At 62.2% G+C, this 15,092-nt stretch carries 18 protein-coding genes, 1 tRNA gene and 2 pseudogenes; 15 read left to right on the top strand and 6 right to left on the bottom strand.

The features are described from left to right. Positions 1-219 precede the first annotated feature (219 nt). Positions 220-1,023 (top strand): hypothetical protein, encoded by an 804-nt coding sequence (locus DM816_RS42520; RefSeq protein WP_162907434.1) that lies wholly within the window; start codon positions 220-222, stop codon positions 1,021-1,023. Here the strand turns inward: DM816_RS42520 and DM816_RS42525 are convergent. Then, entirely contained in the window at positions 1,020-2,465 is a 1,446-nt protein-coding gene (locus tag DM816_RS42525; RefSeq protein WP_162907435.1) for a hypothetical protein, read from the bottom strand. The two genes, DM816_RS42520 and DM816_RS42525, sit on opposite strands and share 4 nt — an antisense overlap. A gap of 27 nt (positions 2,466-2,492) precedes the next feature. Continuing rightward, positions 2,493-2,930, bottom strand: coding sequence for a hypothetical protein (locus DM816_RS13600; RefSeq protein ID WP_117210587.1), 438 nt, complete (start codon positions 2,928-2,930; stop codon positions 2,493-2,495). 235 nt (positions 2,931-3,165) lie between these two features. Between DM816_RS13600 and DM816_RS42530 the strand changes: the two genes are divergently transcribed. The 13 genes and pseudogenes from DM816_RS42530 to DM816_RS45790 form a co-directional block, all read left to right on the top strand. Then, the gene (locus tag DM816_RS42530; protein WP_162907436.1) at positions 3,166-3,417 is read left to right on the top strand and encodes a hypothetical protein; all 252 of its coding nucleotides are present in this window, start codon (positions 3,166-3,168) and stop codon (positions 3,415-3,417) included. 144 nt (positions 3,418-3,561) lie between these two features. After that, entirely contained in the window at positions 3,562-3,786 is a 225-nt protein-coding gene (locus DM816_RS13605) for a hypothetical protein (RefSeq protein ID WP_117210588.1), read from the top strand. Further along, positions 3,779-4,129: a hypothetical protein gene (locus tag DM816_RS13610; protein WP_162907437.1), complete on the top strand. Its 351-nt coding sequence runs from the start codon at positions 3,779-3,781 to the stop codon at positions 4,127-4,129. The genes DM816_RS13605 and DM816_RS13610 overlap by 8 nt, the downstream gene beginning before the upstream one ends. After that, a complete protein-coding gene (locus tag DM816_RS13615) occupies positions 4,126-4,332 on the top strand; it encodes a hypothetical protein (protein ID WP_117210590.1) in 207 nt (68 codons plus the stop codon). Before DM816_RS13610 ends, DM816_RS13615 begins: the two co-directional genes overlap by 4 nt. A 68-nt stretch (positions 4,333-4,400) precedes the next feature. Further along, positions 4,401-4,610 carry a hypothetical protein gene (locus DM816_RS13620; RefSeq protein ID WP_117210591.1) on the top strand — a complete coding sequence of 70 codons (210 nt, stop codon included), beginning with the start codon at positions 4,401-4,403 and terminating at the stop codon, positions 4,608-4,610. After that, complete coding sequence (locus DM816_RS13625) at positions 4,600-5,037, top strand: CAP domain-containing protein (RefSeq protein WP_162907438.1); 438 nt, start codon at positions 4,600-4,602, stop codon at positions 5,035-5,037. The genes DM816_RS13620 and DM816_RS13625 overlap by 11 nt, the downstream gene beginning before the upstream one ends. After that, the gene (locus tag DM816_RS13630) at positions 5,022-5,861 is read left to right on the top strand and encodes a DUF2637 domain-containing protein (RefSeq protein WP_162907439.1); all 840 of its coding nucleotides are present in this window, start codon (positions 5,022-5,024) and stop codon (positions 5,859-5,861) included. Before DM816_RS13625 ends, DM816_RS13630 begins: the two co-directional genes overlap by 16 nt. A gap of 332 nt (positions 5,862-6,193) precedes the next feature. Next, positions 6,194-6,424 (top strand): hypothetical protein, encoded by a 231-nt coding sequence (locus tag DM816_RS42535; RefSeq protein ID WP_162907440.1) that lies wholly within the window; start codon positions 6,194-6,196, stop codon positions 6,422-6,424. Further along, the gene (locus tag DM816_RS13635) at positions 6,417-8,618 is read left to right on the top strand and encodes a type IV secretory system conjugative DNA transfer family protein (protein WP_162907441.1); all 2,202 of its coding nucleotides are present in this window, start codon (positions 6,417-6,419) and stop codon (positions 8,616-8,618) included. The genes DM816_RS42535 and DM816_RS13635 overlap by 8 nt, the downstream gene beginning before the upstream one ends. Continuing rightward, positions 8,615-9,565: a replication-relaxation family protein gene (locus DM816_RS13640; protein WP_117210595.1), complete on the top strand. Its 951-nt coding sequence runs from the start codon at positions 8,615-8,617 to the stop codon at positions 9,563-9,565. Before DM816_RS13635 ends, DM816_RS13640 begins: the two co-directional genes overlap by 4 nt. Next, positions 9,558-10,583, top strand: coding sequence for a DNA-methyltransferase (locus DM816_RS13645; RefSeq protein WP_117210596.1), 1,026 nt, complete (start codon positions 9,558-9,560; stop codon positions 10,581-10,583). Before DM816_RS13640 ends, DM816_RS13645 begins: the two co-directional genes overlap by 8 nt. 91 nt (positions 10,584-10,674) lie before the next feature. After that, on the top strand, positions 10,675-10,989 hold the full coding sequence (locus DM816_RS13650; RefSeq protein ID WP_117210597.1) for a hypothetical protein: 315 nt from the start codon (positions 10,675-10,677) through the stop codon (positions 10,987-10,989). A 407-nt stretch (positions 10,990-11,396) separates the two neighbouring features. Next, a pseudogene (locus DM816_RS45790) lies at positions 11,397-12,425 on the top strand (recombinase family protein); the annotation flags it as partial. Here DM816_RS45790 and DM816_RS13665 read toward each other — a convergent pair. From DM816_RS13665 to DM816_RS13680, 4 genes are all read right to left on the bottom strand, one after another. Then, complete coding sequence (locus DM816_RS13665; RefSeq protein WP_117210598.1) at positions 12,408-12,650, bottom strand: hypothetical protein; 243 nt, start codon at positions 12,648-12,650, stop codon at positions 12,408-12,410. The pseudogene DM816_RS45790 and the gene DM816_RS13665 sit on opposite strands and share 18 nt — an antisense overlap. A 505-nt stretch (positions 12,651-13,155) precedes the next feature. Continuing rightward, positions 13,156-13,230, bottom strand: a tRNA-Arg gene (locus DM816_RS13670). 49 nt (positions 13,231-13,279) lie between these two features. Next, complete coding sequence (locus DM816_RS13675; protein ID WP_117210599.1) at positions 13,280-13,906, bottom strand: DUF305 domain-containing protein; 627 nt, start codon at positions 13,904-13,906, stop codon at positions 13,280-13,282. A 12-nt stretch (positions 13,907-13,918) separates the two neighbouring features. After that, positions 13,919-14,725 (bottom strand): thioredoxin-like domain-containing protein, encoded by an 807-nt coding sequence (locus DM816_RS13680; protein ID WP_117210600.1) that lies wholly within the window; start codon positions 14,723-14,725, stop codon positions 13,919-13,921. Between the two features lie 166 nt (positions 14,726-14,891). Here DM816_RS13680 and DM816_RS13685 point away from each other — a divergent pair. Next, positions 14,892-15,092 (top strand): annotated as a pseudogene (locus tag DM816_RS13685) (arginine--tRNA ligase); the annotation flags it as partial.

Here is a 15,092-nt window from a genome sequence, read left to right on the forward strand (position 1 = left end):
GCAGGTGCCGTGGTTTGGATTGTTCGCCCGTGGGAAAGTCCGCGCATATCGGCCACCTACGCCTACTTGACCGCAACTGAGATGACCGTCGTGTCTGGCACAGGCAAGACCACAATAACTGGACCCTTCTCGGCAAGTAAATCACTCGCTTGGAGTGGCGATGGCAAATTTGTTGCGACAATCGCTAACCCGGGGACAGAAGCGGCGACGCTCGTCGGCATGGAGATTGAGGTAGGTTTGCAGCGCCGTGCGTCATGTCCGTTTTGCCAAACGGTCGTTGGTGGCCCAAATCAAGAATTCGCCGTTACCAACAACAAGCATCAGGTGTTGATGGCGAACCTGACAACCGCATCGACGCAAGTGGTGGCAACGTTACCTAAATTTGAACGAGTGCGTCTGCTCGCGCAAGCCGATGGTTGGGTGCTGGCTGCGGCTGTGAATCCGGAGGATGTATCTGCGTATGGTGGCCCTGAAACCGTATACGCTGTGCGCCTGGCAGACGGCCACGTCGAGGAACGTTCAGCTGATAGCGACACTTCTTTAGAGGCCGCGGGAGCGGGAACGACGGTTTTTGGAGGTTCGTGGTTTGCTGTCGTCACGACCATTCATGCTGGGAGATGTCAAACAAGGCAAAATTTGGAGTTGCTAGAAGTTGGCTCCGCAAACCAGGTTACGGTCAAGCCTCCACAACCGAAGGATCTCCCTGAAGGTGGCAACTCGATTGTTTTCCCTGTGTGGGGCTCGGATGGCCATCTCTATGCAATCCATAATTCTTGCTCCTCTGACGACAAGCAGGTGGAGCCCTCCAAGCCGGCTCTTTGGCGTCTCGAAAAGGACCATTCGTGGACACAAATCAAGTCCGGTTCTTTTGAGGCCGCAGCCCCTCTCGATGGTAAAACGACCCTTGTCACGGTCAGGGATACGAAGACAGCAACGATTCGACTCCAGTTGGAGCGGGATTCCGGTACCGAGACTGTAGCGGACAATATACGTACATTTGCTGTACGCCCAGCCGATCACTAGTGTGTTCGGCCCTTCAAATTCTCCCAGGCAAACGGTTCGTGGTTAAATATGAAAGATGACTCATACTGCTCTACGATGGCGGTGCTTCGCAGTGGCTTGCCTCTCGGCAGGTCAGCTTCAATGCTGATTTCTTTGTCACCTATGACAGTGTCAATAACCACTTTCCACTCCACCGTATAACGCTTGGTCTGTCCATATAAGTCGACTGGGTAGGTCTCGCCATCAGCGACACTTGCAATTTTTCTATCGAAGAACGGTCCTTTAACTTGACCTGCGTTCGCATCGTATTCGAGTGCTTCCGCTCCACCGGGTGGATCTAGGTTCAACGCGGCGCTCTTGACATCCACATCACCTTGCGTCGGCAAGAACAGGTAGCCTCCAGTTAAAGGCGCCGATTGTGAAACGATCTTTGATCGGATTGCGGTCACCACCACTGGACGCTTGCATTGCCCAATAAGTATAAGCCTGTGACGACCGTCGGCACCTTCCACAATTAGATCATAAGGTGCGAGCAGTTGGTCAATATCCACATTCCCGCCTGGGGCGTTTAGCTGCTCTAATAGGCTGTCTGGCAATTTTCCTGCTGTTATCCATCTGATCGGCGGAAAGTCAACCTCAACGATGCGGGCCGTCAAGGGTGCGCCGCTGTGACCGCAAGCCTCTATCAAAGTATTGGTGTCGGTCGTACCAAGCGACGACTTTAGAGTAATGAAGCTGGCAAGGCCGATGGCCATAACCAGAAGCGCAATACCGCTGTAGACCGCCAACCTGGTCCTTTTCGAACCAAAACCATTGGAGGGCCGGTGTTCGGGTTCTTGCTGCCAAGTCTCAGATGAAGGAGGGTTATCAGCTCCTGCGACGGCTAGCGTCGGCTCCGCCGCGGCTATTGACGTTTTAGTCGTGTCGGTGTCCTGCTGGTCGGAAATCGCAGTTGCAGTTGCCGATATCGTCGGCAATGATAGTTCTTCAGCTTGAACGTTGAGCGATGCCAAGCCGTCGGCGAGCAAAGAGAAGGCGTCGGCCACCCTCCTTTTGAAGGTCCCTTCGCTTGTGGGGGCGAGAGCGTCAGCCACAACTTGCCGATACCTGGAATAGGCTTTGCGCGTGCCTACCTTGCTTGCCTTGTCGATATTCTCGAAACCGAAGAGTGTCGCAGCAATCTCCTGCCATGACATCTCGAAGTCCTCACCCGGACGTTCCGGGCCTTTATCTCGCGGCAGCGATTGAATAGCGCGACGAATCATTTCAGTGAGCGCTGTATTGTAGTGACCTTTTGCCCACCAAAAAGGCTCAAGCTCATGAGCCGCTTCAGCTAAGATCGGGAACTTCTTCTGGTCTTCGCCGCCTGGATGACGAAAAACGTTGACCAGAGGTGCCTCGGCCACATCGACCAGCGCCTCTCTTAGCTCGCTACGACGCTTCGGCTCTCTCCACAGGCTCATACCGCTATGATGCCGGAAGCTTTGGATCTATCCCTCGGGCCAGTACTCGGTCCAGCGCCGTTCGAGATCGGCGGCTTGGTCATGACGCCCGGCCTGGCGAAGGACATCTATCAAGCCGTCTATCCATCCGGTTGCCCCATCCCCGTCACCGTCTCGCTTCTGAAGTTCGTGGACGACAAACAGCAGTTCCCGGGCGAGCTCGTAGTCGATCAGCCCGAGCGGGATAGCGGCAGCTAGCACGATATTTCGCTCGTATGGATTGTCGCTGTATGCCAACTGCGTAAGGAGCTCCTCGCCTCGTTGGGGGTTTTCGGCAGTCATTTGGGCGATGTCGGCGCCGAGGTGCTCAAGCAGATAGGCAATCTTGTTCTCTTCGTCTTTCTTGGAATTGCCCCCCTCTTGATGTGTTCGCTCATGCTCCCTGTCAAGCGCTCGCCCGAGCAGGACGATTTGCTCGTCGTCCATCGAACCAACATTGAACTTTCCCGCCTCTGGATATGGCGGACGCTCACGCCTTTCTGCCTGTGGACTTTCTTGTTCCATTCTTGATTACAGTTAACATCCATTTGATCTTGAAGTCAAGGAAAGCAACGTCACGTGAGCCATTGAGCTCGTAGTGAGCCTGTACTGAGGTACGGGCTCACGAGATTGAGCTGCTAAAACCTTTCGGGCTCAGGCACCCTTCGGGCATTTTTGCTACGTGCCGGCGAGCAATGGCTCGAATCGGTCGTCTGTTGACAACTGCAAACCGGACTCCCATGTCCTGAAAGGAAGGCTGTATATGCCTTACCACCACTTCGCTTTGGCAAGCGAAGCCATCGACAACCTGGCGATTACATGGATCGTCCTTATCGCCCTCGGCCTCATTGCCCTGGCCTTCATCTTCGGCCGCATTTGGCAATGGTTTAAAGACGCCCGAAGCGCAATGGGCGCCCGGCGTAATCGCCGCTAACGCGGATCCAATCACGGGCGTGGGCGGGTAACAGCCCGCCCACGTTCAAAGAATTCACTTTGCAAAGGAGATCTCGTGTCATCATCAAACGAACTCGTCCGCCGCGCCGCTCAGCGTTACCCAATGCTGCCATTGGATCGGCGTATGCGCGGAAAGCTGCTCGAACTGTTTCGGGAGACCGGTATGGCGTCGGCAAAGATCGACTCCCTTGAACACACGGAAATCAGATGCATGGAAAGCATCTCCGATGTCATCGACTACGCCCGGGACCTGGCCGGAAACGACCCGGTCAAGGCCGAGCTGCTCATCCAGCGCATCCGCAACTACTCCCGTCGTCTCGATCGGGCCCAGGGGATTTTCGGTGGTTAGGACGGTCGTGACGATTGTCATCGTCCTCTTCGGAAGCTACGTGCTCGGTGTGACCGCCTGGATCGTCCTCAGCGTGTTGTGGGAGGAGTACGGCCAAGCCATCAAGGCTCGCTGGCCGAGATGGGCGATCGTGCTCTTCCCCATGGTGTTCACGGTGTACGTCGCCGTGCTCAAGGCCGTCGCCATGCGCCAGCTGCGGCGCGATGCCGAGCAGTACGACGCCGCCCATCCGGTTCGCCCAGGGCGGGCAACGCTGTGGCCTCGGCCTGGAACGGCTGCTACTGGCCGTGCCAGCGTGCCAACTGGCCGGATCATCGACGGTGAGTGGAGCGAACGCCGGTGATCGACCTCCCGCTCATGCCCAAGCCCAAGCGCCGCTTGCGCAAAGGCTTCGGGTGCCTGGCCGTCATGGCGTTCATGCCCATGGCCTTCGGCTGCCTGAACATCCTGGCGAACAAGCTCGGGCCGTGGGGCGTGGCGGTGGTTTTCAGCCTGCTGGTCCTCACGGCCGGCGCATATATCTGGCTGGCACGCCAGCGGGCCTAAAGCCGCTCGAGCACCAGCCGTCGAGAAGAACCAAACCAATTCAACCAACGAAAGGGGTCACGAATGAAGTGCCAAGGAAGCCACACCGCAAGATCGTCGGTCGGCTGAACGACCGCTTGCAGCAGGAGCGCGAAGATTCGCTGCGCGAACTGCAGGAAGCCATCCACCGCGAACAGGACGAGCGCCGCCAGCCGGACGAAGAGGACTACTTCGACGCCCTGGATGGGCTCGACGACGAGGATCACCCGGGGCAGGACGACGACCCGTATGCCCAGTGATCCCCACCGCTCACCGGATTGGGAAGGCCGGGCACTGGAGATCGTCATGGGGTCCGGCGCCAACCCACGTCGGCTGCTGTATCTGGTAAACCGGGCCAGGCAGGCCGCCGGGCTGCGCCCATTGGCGTGGTCCGAGCGGCTGGCCCTGGCCGCTGAACGTCACGCCCGCGACATGCTGGAGCGCAACTTCTACTCCCATTGGGCTCCCGAAGGACTGTCCCCTTCCGACCGGGCCTTGGCCGCGGGCTATCCGTGGGGCTGCGGCGAGAACATCGCGTGGAACCTCCGCACTGTCGGGGAGGTACACCAAGCCTGGATGGCCAGCGAGGGCCACCGTGCCAACATTCTCAACCCTCGTTACGTGGTGCTCGGATGCGGCCACGCGGGCGGCTACTGGGTCGAGAACTTCGGGTGTTCGCCGAAGTGACTGTCCAAGATGCTGCTGCGGCGAGCCCGGCCGCTCCCCGGCTGGCGGAGGCAACCAGTAAGCCGCTGCGCGATATCTGGGTGAGCCTTGGCCTGAGCGTGGCGGCGTTGTCGGCGGCCTTCAGCTCGTTCGACGGCTTGAAGAACATCGCGGAGGCAGCTGGCTGGTCGCCGTACATGGCGCCGTTGTTCGCGCTGTCCATCGACGCCTATGCCTTGACGGCTATCCGGGTCTGGCTGACCCGTGGAGCCTCACCGCGAGCCGCGGCCTTTGCGCGGAGGAACGCGGCCGGCGCGGTGGCGTTGTCGCTGCTGGGCAACGCCGCCTGGCACCTCATCGACGCCGGGCTGTTGGCGGTCACTTGGCCGGTGGTGCTGGGCGTCGGCTCGGTACCGCCGGTAATCTTGGGGCTTGTCACCCACTTGGCGATGCTCCGCAAGCAGACGGATGACCTTTCAGCACCAGATGTCACGAGGCGGGCCGTAGATAAAGGGGACGTTCTGAGGCCGTCCCCGGGCCGACCCCAGGCGACAGCCGGGGATGACAGCCGGCCTGCTCCGGTGGCAGCCGACGACATTGGCAGAGACCGGCCAAGCAAGTCAGCAGCTGCGCGCGTACCGCGCCGCAGCAGCGCCAAAGCGGTTCGCCGCTTGCGCAGCGAAGACGAGCTGCTGCTCCTGGCCCGCGAGGCCGACGCCGCCTACCGCGAGCGGTACGGACGGGGCATTACAAGAGATGCGCTGCGCTCGGCCCTCAAGGTCGGCGGTTCGTCTGCCAGCCAAGTACTCGCGCGCCTAAAGGCGGAGCAAGGTGCTCATGGCTAAGCGTGAAAATTCGTGACGATCTCTTGAGGCCAAAGCGTGCCGGTCGGTGTAGTAAAACTGTGAAAAATTGTTGACTAAATAAACTAAATAATTAAATCTCAAGAAGTGCGGGAGAGCGTGAGCCCTGGAGGCGTGCAGTTGCTTATAGCGGAACATGTGCGCGCCCCCGCTGGACTCACGAAACCGGCATATTTACCGGCTTCATTTGATTTAAGCATGTCTTGATCACGCCCGCCAGTGGCGTCAGGTCTGTTTGCTATGCCCTTGAAGCTCTAAAGACGCCGAATCCTCGCAGCCATTTACGACCTAACGGAAGGGAGAGGTATGACTGAATGACCAATGTAGACAAGCCCGAATCTGGCAAGCCGGTGACAGTAACCGGCGACGAACGGGCGCATCCGGCGATGAGGCTGCTCGCCCGCGCCTGCGTCGAGCTAGCTCGGCTGAAGCTGTCGGAAACAAAGCACGGCAAGCACGACCAATCGGCAGATGAGGCGGCCGCCCAGCAAGCGGGTACAAACACGCCTTCGTCCGACATCGGGGAGGACGGATGCCGTGGCTAACCTCGTTTGGTTCGCGGTTCATCCGCCCCGGGATATCGACCTAGCCGCAGTGGTCGCGGTCATCCGGCCGCTGGCATCCCGGCCACGTTACGGCCTACCGCGCGCAACGCCAGCAGTGGTCTTCGAAGTGTGGAGCATCAAGGGGAAGATTCACTGGCTGCTTGGAATGGACAACCGGCTGGCTGGCGATCTTCCGGCACAACTGCAGGCTCACCTACCTCGCCTCGGTCTAACGCCCGTATCGTCACCGAATCGCCCGCGGCTGCTCACGGGTGCGACGGTGCGTCTGGATGGGCTGTCCTCGCCGCTACGCACCGAACTCGCCGGAGCGGTATCGGCTGAGCTGAGCTCCACGCTGTCGCGGCTCGGTTCGGAAGAAGCTGCCTGCATGCAGTGGGTCATCGGCCCTAGCCAATCGCGCATCGTCAGCCCGGCAAAGGTGGAGTTGGCCCGGGCGCTTGGCTTCCGGCCTGGCCACGGGCCAGTGCCGACCACCGAACGGCTCGTACGCGAGAAGGCCGCCGAGCCAATCTTCGGCGTACATGGCCGAATCGCGGCCCTGGCCGACAGCAGTAGCCGCGCCAGCGGCATCGTCCATAACGTCGGCAGTGCGCTCAAGCTCCTGAGCACTGAGCACGCCCGTCTTCACCTCAGCCGCGCTGGCGGCGGCACTGCCGCGCGGCTCCATGAGGCGACCCAGCCGACACTAAGCTGGAGCGCCATCATGTCGGCCAAAGAGGTGGCGGCAGTTATCGGCTGGCCAGTACAGGATGAAGTGCCGGATCATCTGCCTACCGTTGGCGGGCATATCAACCTGGCGCCAGAAAGGCTGTTGGTCGAGGAATCTAAAAAGGATGCGGCCGACGAGCGGATTCTTGGCGAGAGCTTGCATCCTGCCCAACGCGGGCATCTGGTGGCCATGCCGGTAAGCAGCGCACCGTACCATCTGCACGTCATCGGGCCGACGGGATCAGGGAAATCGACCCTCCTCAGTGGACTGGTTCAAGCTGACATTGCGGCCGGCCGTGGTGCGCTCGTGGTCGAGCCACGCGGCGACCTCATAGAAGACGTGCTAGCGCGGATTCCGGCGGAACGGCGTGACGACGTGGTGGTCATTGACCCGGCCGATGCCGCCCGTGGCGTGGTCGGCCTAAACGTTTTGGCTGGCCCACGCGAAACCGCCGAACGTCGCGCAGACGAACTGGTTGGACTCCTTGCGGCCATGGCTGGAAGTAACTGGGGCCCTCGGACTGCGGATACTGCTCTACACGCAATCCTCACCGCCGCAAGGCTCTCCGACGGCACGTTGCCGGATGTTGTGCAGCTGCTCACAAATCCAGGGTTCCGTCGCCGGGCGCTGGCTCAGGTCGCAGATCCGCTGGTGCTCGGGCCCTGGTGGGCGGGCTTCGAGGCGCTCAGCGACGGCGAGCGTAGCCAATACATTGCGCCGCTGCTCAACAAGATTCGCAGCTTCCTTTCCCGCGATGTGCTCCGGCAGATGACCGGTCAGTCGCAACCGGCGTTTAGCTTCGACGATCTGTTCGCCAAGCGGCGCATCGTACTCGTCAACTTGAACCGCGGGCTGCTCGGCGGCCCGGTGTCCAATTTGCTTGGTGCGCTGGTGCTCAGCCAGGTTTGGTCTGCACTGCAACGCCGCGCAGGCCTGCCCCGGGAACAGAGGCGAGTAGTCGGTCTCTACGTCGACGAGTTTCAAGACTATGTCGACGTCACTGGCGGCCTCGACTTCGGCGATGCGCTGGCCCAGTCGCGCGGACTGGGCGGCGCCTGGACACTGGCGCACCAACATTATGCGCAATTGTCGCCAGGTTTACGGGCGGCGGTGGTCGCTAACGCCCGCTCGCGGATCAGCTTCCGTCCCGGCACGGATGACGCGCGATCGCTTGCGGCAGCGTTTGGTTCGCAACTCGCGGCCGAGGACTTGCTCCGGCTTGGTGCGTATGAGGCTGTCGCTCAGATCCACCTGAAGGATGGACAGCCTACTCAGCCGTTCGCGGTGCGCACGCTGGCACCCAGCGCGTGGACGAGCCAACCTGACGAGCTGCGCGCCTCAAGCGCCAAGCGCTACGGGATGGACGGCGCGGCAGTAGACAAAGCCTTGGCCGAGCGCTGGCACGGCACAGGCGGCGGATCGGCAGAGGAGCCCATCGGGGCGAAGCCGAGGAGGCCGAGATGACCCCTGAAAGCAGCGCCGTTCGCCCTACCCTTCGCCTCGGGCCAGAGGTGAACCCCACGTGCGAGGATACTCAGCAGACCACATCTACGGTCGAGCCTGTCACAAAGGGTGTTGTTACTCCTCGACCGCTGGGCGGGGCCAGGGGGCGGATCGGGCGGTTGCGGGAACGGATAAGCCCCAGAGATGAAGAAATCCTAAAGTCGCTTGGAGCCCTGCGGCTGATGACCGGCAACCAGATTGAACGGCTCCATTTCGTGGAGGGCTCGCCCGCTACTCGCGGCCGTCGCTGCCGGGCGGCGCTCAAGCGATTGGCCGAGCTGAAGCTTATCGTCCGGCTCGGGCGGCGGATCGGCGGCATGCACGCCGGAAGCGCGGGCTACGTCATCGGGTTGTCGGGCTACGGCCAGGCGGTCATCGACAACGACGGCCCGATGGGTGGCCGCCGTCGAAAAATCTGGGAGACCAAGCCCAAGTTCACCGACCATGTGCTGGCCGTGGCAGAAATCTACGTCGGCTTACGCGAGGCTGAGCGCACCGAAACCCTAGAACTGCTGGAGTTTCAGGCGGAACCGGCGTGTTGGCGGCAGTCCACGAGCAGCCATGGGCAACCGCTGACCGTCAAGCCGGATGCGTTTGTGCGGCTCGGCGTGGCCGACCTAGAGCTGAGCAGCTTCATCGAGGTGGACATGGGCACGGAAAGCCCCGCCACGCTCAGCAAGAAGATGCAGGCGTACATCGCGTACTGGCGAACCGGCATCGAGCAACAACGCCACGGTGTGTTCCCTCGCGTCTGGTGGCTGGGCAATTCGTCCCGCGCCCACCAGCGCATTGTGCGGGTTCTGCAGAGCCTGCCCCTTGACACGCAACACTTATTCGGCGTCGCCCTATTGGCCGACGCCACCTCATCCCTAACTTTCGCGGCGAAGGAGGCCGACATGAATGCCTAAAACCGAACTACCGATTGGGCAGATCCTTATCGGGGATGCCCGCACACGACTGAAGGAGCTGCCGCCTCAGAGCATTGACTGCTGTATTACCAGCCCGCCGTACTACCAGCTGCGCGACTACGGCCAGAAAGAGCAGCTGGGTCTGGAATCCACTGTGGACGCTTGGGCCGCCAACCTGGCCGGCGTCTGCGAGGACATCGCCCGTGTGCTCAAGCCGACCGGCGCACTGTTCCTCAACGTCGGCGACCAGTACTCCAGTCACATAGGCCAGGGCGCGGCGTTCAAGAGCCTGCTGCTCGGGCCACAGCGGGTGGCCTTGGAGCTGGCGAAGCGCGGCTGGGTGATTCGGAATCAGATCATCTGGGCTAAGAAAAACCCCTTGCCATCAAGCGTTTCCGACCGCTTTACCTCAAGCTACGAAGTAATGCTGTTTTGCGTGCGTTCGCGCTTCTACCACTTCGACCTTGATGCCGTGCGCGAGCCGCACGTCACACCGCCTCAACCGAAGCGGCCGAAGTCTTTGGGTTACCAGTATCTGCCCAAGCACGCCGTGCCGGAGGGCGGGCTCATTGATCTCAACCGTGGGCTCGGTGCGCTCAAGGCGCGGGGGTTGGTTGGGCATCCGCTCGGCGGCAACCCGCGCGACGTCTGGCATTTGGCGACCGCCGCCTACCACGGCGCCCACTTCGCCACATTCCCGATTGCCTTGGTGGAGAAGCCTTTGCTTGCCACCTGTCCGGAGAAGGTCTGCACCGCTTGCGGGACGCCATGGAAGCGGCGGTCGGCGGACCGCACCCGGAAACCCGCGGTGCTCGGCGTGCTTGTGCCGCGCTGCGAGTGCCCAGCTGACGCTGAGCCCGGCGTTGTGCTCGACCCGTTTCTTGGCGCGGGGACTACGGCGCTAGCGGCCGAGATGCACGGCCGGCGGTGGATTGGCGTCGAGCTCAACCCGGTGTATGCCGAACTGGCCAACCAGCGCCTTGCTGAATGGCGTGAACAGAAGGCCAGCCAGCCGTAGCGCTCCCGGGCCTCGTCGGTGCCCTGCGGTCGATTGTCGTCATCCCTTGTGGAGGGATGGCCGGCCGCTCGCACCGAGGAGGTGGTTCCAGGTGGAACCCAAAGGCAACGGCGTCAAGACGCTGGGCGTCAAGCTCGATGACGCGCTGCACAGCCAGTTTTCGCTGGTGGCGGCACTGGATGAGCTGAGCCTCAACGACGCGGTGATCCGCGCCGTAGCGCTCTACGTCAAGACCAAGCAGCAAGAGCCTGACTTCGCGGCCAAGGCTGCCGCCAAGCTCGAGGAGATCGAGCGGGAAGCGGCGGCACGGCGCGGAGCGATCCAGGCGCTGTTTGGCGGTGAAACACCAGCCGCCGCAGCTGAGCCGAAGGGCAAGGCGCGGCGCGGTGGTGACACGGGCGCATAGGCGCCAAGGGTGAAGGAGCGTAGCCCGCTCCTTCGCCCCAAATCCCAGACGAGATTTGAACTCGTGTGGGGAGTGCTGACGATTCCGCAGCACAAAATGATCAAAAAGTTGAGAAAATATAGGAGGACACGAATGTAATGGAGAAACGGCATGGCTTGTACCAGGATGGATACGGCGATACCCTGCCTGGCCCTGGCGCGCAACGGCGCACAGACGGCCAACCAGAAGGGCGGGATAACGTGCGGACGTCACCACCGATATACACCAAAGAAGAACACGGATTCGATCAAGACAACGCGATCATTCCGGCGAGCACGGCGGAACGCATGAGCCGTGCCGGACGATACGGCGGCAAGCGCGAAGCCCTTATGGCACAGCTCCAACAGGGTGGCACCACACTTGCGGAGATGGTCACCCACCTGCGCGGCGGCTCGGATGTGGTTGGTGTCGCGCAAAGTATCGCGCGAGTGGTGATCTACCTCCGGGTGAGCACCGAGGAGCAAGCCAAGAAGGGCGGCGAGGCCGAGGGCTTTTCGATCCCCTTCCAGCGTGAGGTTTGCCTCGACAAAGTTCGCCAGCTTGGCGGCATCTTCGTCGAGGAGTACGTGGACGCGGGCGAATCGGCGAAGTCGGCCGATCGGCCTGAGCTGCAGCGGATGCTCAAGGAACTGAAGGCCAAGCGCATTGACTTCGTTATCGTCCACAAGATCGACCGCTTGGCACGTAACCGCGCTGACGACGTGGCGATCAACGCTGCGATTGCGAGGGCGGGAGCAAAACTCGTGTCAGTCGCTGAGCCGGTTGACGAGACTCCGTCGGGCAAACTGCTCTACAACATGATGGCTGGCGTTGCGCAGTACTACTCCGACAACCTGGCGGTGGAGGTCCTAAAGGGAATGACGACCAAAGCCAAAAGGGGCGGGACGCCGTACCGCGCACCGCTGGGCTACCTGAACAAGACTGAATTCATTGATGGCGCGCGGGTTAGTTGGATCATCATCGACCCAGAGCGAGCACCGCTCATCCGCTGGGCGTTCGAGCAATACGCCCTTGGCACCTGGCCGATCCGGCTACTTGTGGATGCTCTGAACGAAAAGGGCCTGCGTACCAGGCCATCCCGGAAACTCGCGGCGAAGCCCATTACCATATCGGGCCTACACCACATGCTTCGCAATCCTTACTACATGGGAGTCGTTCCCTACCAGGGCGTCTACCACGAGGGAAAGCACGAGCCGCTGATCCGGCCTGAGCTTTGGCTGCGCGTCCAGGATGTGTTGACGGCGCACAACATCTCCGGCGAAAAAGACCGCGTCCACAACCACTACCTCAAGGGCTCTATCTATTGTGGGGACTGCAAATCACGGCTCATCTTCTCCCGCAACAAGGGCAACGGCGGCGCTTACGACTACTACACCTGCCTATCGCGGCGCACCGGCCGCAAACCCTGTGCCCGCCGCCCGATGCGCCTGGAAAAGATTGAGGACGGCATCGCCGACTTCTACGAGGGCTTCCAACTCAGTCCCGCGAAGGTCGAGCGGTTGCGCATCGGTATCCACGACGAGCTCGCGTGGGAACAAGGTGTCGCGGTGGAGGATGCGGCTCGGGCCGAGAAGCGTGTGCGGGATATCAAGGAACAGCGCCAGAAGCTGCTCAACGCCCACTATGCGGGCGCGGTGCCGCTGGACATGCTGAAGGTCGAGATGGATCGGCTGACGCGGGAGATGGCCGAGGCCGAGAAGAGCATCGCGGCCGCAAGCACAGCGATGGCCAAACTGGAACAGACTCTAGACAGGGCGCTGGAGATCGCCGGGAACTGCGCTAACGCCTACCTTGGCGAAGACGCCACCCCTGCTATCCGGCGGCGGTTCAACCAAGGGCTGTTCCGGCGGCTGTACATCTCCCAAAGCGGCGAAGTCGAACGGTTCGAGATGACCGAGCCATTTGGTACCGTGCTCGACCCGAATCTGCTTGATGAGCTGGCTGAGGAGAGAAAAGGGCGCGAAGCTGCGGAAGGTGCAGGCGAACAGAAGTCAACTCCGGCAGATGCGACACCGTCGCAAAACGGAATCGAAGTACCGGAACCTGGCGAAAAGGTCTTCGCGTATCTGTCGGGAACACAAAAGCCGGACGTGAAGATCGTCCGGCTTGGTTTGCACAAGAACAACTTGGTGCCCCCGGCAGGATTCGAACCTGCGCACCCGCCTCCGGAGGGCGGTGCTCTATCCCCTGAGCTACGGGGGCTCAGCGACCGACAAAGAGTAACAGGTTTGGTCGGCGGGGCTGAAATGGGTTAGCCGATGGACTGTTGCAGCTGCTGCATGACGGTGATCTCGCCCTGCTGGCCGGACTTCATGCTGCCGGCGAGCCAGACGATGTCGGGGTTGGTGGATTGCTTGAGGACACCGTCGACCATGTGGATGCCGCCCAGGTGGTGCTTGATCATGAGCTTGAGGAAGAGGCGGTCGAAGTCGGGGCCGGTGGCGGACTCGAGCTGGGTGAGCTCGGCTGGCGTCGCCATGCCCGGCATGAGGCCATCCTGCAGGGACTGCTCGCCGTCGGGCATCCACGCCATGGGGCTGCCGGTGCGGTTGGTGTTGAGGCCCCACTCGCGCAGCCACTGCTGCATCATGCCGACCTGACCCTGTTGGGTGACCGCGATGTCGCCCGCGATCACGCGCAGGGTGCCGTTGGCGGCCCGCTGGTGCGCCAGCATGGCCATGTGCACCGCTTGGGCGTGGTGGTCGGACATGTCCCGCGCGAATCCCGCCTCGGCCGACGCGTCGCCCGGGGTGGACGACGAGGCGAACGCGCGGGGCACGACGACGCCGGCCGCGAACCCCAGCATCAGGCCCAGGATGAGCATGATGCTGAGGCCCGTCGTGCTGAACAGGGTGAAGGTGGGCTTGGTGCTGGTCATAGGGTCAGTCAACTACTGGCCTTGGCCGAACCTCTGCTGCACCTGCTGCTCGGTCAACGGTGTCGTGCCGGTGGCCGTGTTGCCCTCACCGCAGCCGACCTGCGGCTCCAGCGTGGCGTTCTTGGCGAGCGCCTCGATGAACTTGTCGATGCGCGCGTCATTGACGTCGTCGAGCTTGAGCTGGTAGCCCCACGCCTGCAGGGAGACGGGCTTGTCCAGGTTGTCGACCGGGCTCAGCATCGTGAACTGCTTGCCGCGGACCTTGTTGGCCAGCACCTCGACCTGGTCGGCGGGCAGGCCACTGCGGTAGGTCACCCAGACCGCGCCATGCTCGAGGCTGTGCACCGCGTGCTCGTTGGGGATCGGCGCGTCGTAGATGTTGCCCATGCACTGCTGCCACACGGCGTTGTGCGGGCCGCCGACCGGCGGGTTTTGCGCGTAGGTCTGCGTGCCCCAGGCGTGGTCGCGCTTGAGCTCGGTGCCGTTGGCCCGGAAGTTGACGATGCCCTCGATCTGCGAGGCGCGCTGCTCCCAGGGGTATGCCGACCCGCCGGGCCCGAACGACGGCCACGCGGCGGCGATGATGATGCCGACGGCGATCACGCCGACCGCCACGAAGAGGGCGATCGGGCCCCAGTTGCGCCCCTGGCCGACCTTGACCGGCGCTTGTGGCCGGCGCGGGCCGCCACCTTTGCCGCCGGCTGCGGGCTTGCCGCCGCCCTTGCCTCCGGGCTTGGCACCCGGTTTGGCGGAGGGCTTGCCGCTGACTTTCACGACGGAGGGGCTGTTCTGTTCGCCGCTTGGCGTGCTGATGCTCATCGTGTATGTCCGTCACATCGAGGGGTGGGTGTGCCCGGCCGGGCGTCGGTCGCCGATTCTACCCGGTATCGATCCGGACTGGCGGACTTAGATGTGTGCGGGGATGCATCCGGGCGGGGTGTAACGCGGCGGAGAAGTGTCGGAGGCGGTGGATACCATTCTTGGCGTGACTCCGGAGAATCTTGCCGACGCTGTCCTGGACGCGGCCAAGGCCGTGTTCGCGGCGCGTGATCTTGACGTGTCCGTGCTGCCCGTCACGGTCACCGTCGAGCGTCCGCGCAATCCGGAGCACGGCGACTACGCCACCAACCTGGCCCTGCAGGTCGCCAAGAAGGTGGGCGTCAATCCGCGCGAGCTGGCCGGCGCG

It is taken from the genome of Allorhizocola rhizosphaerae (genome assembly GCF_003426775.1).
GTDB lineage: Bacteria > Actinomycetota > Actinomycetes > Mycobacteriales > Micromonosporaceae > Allorhizocola > Allorhizocola rhizosphaerae.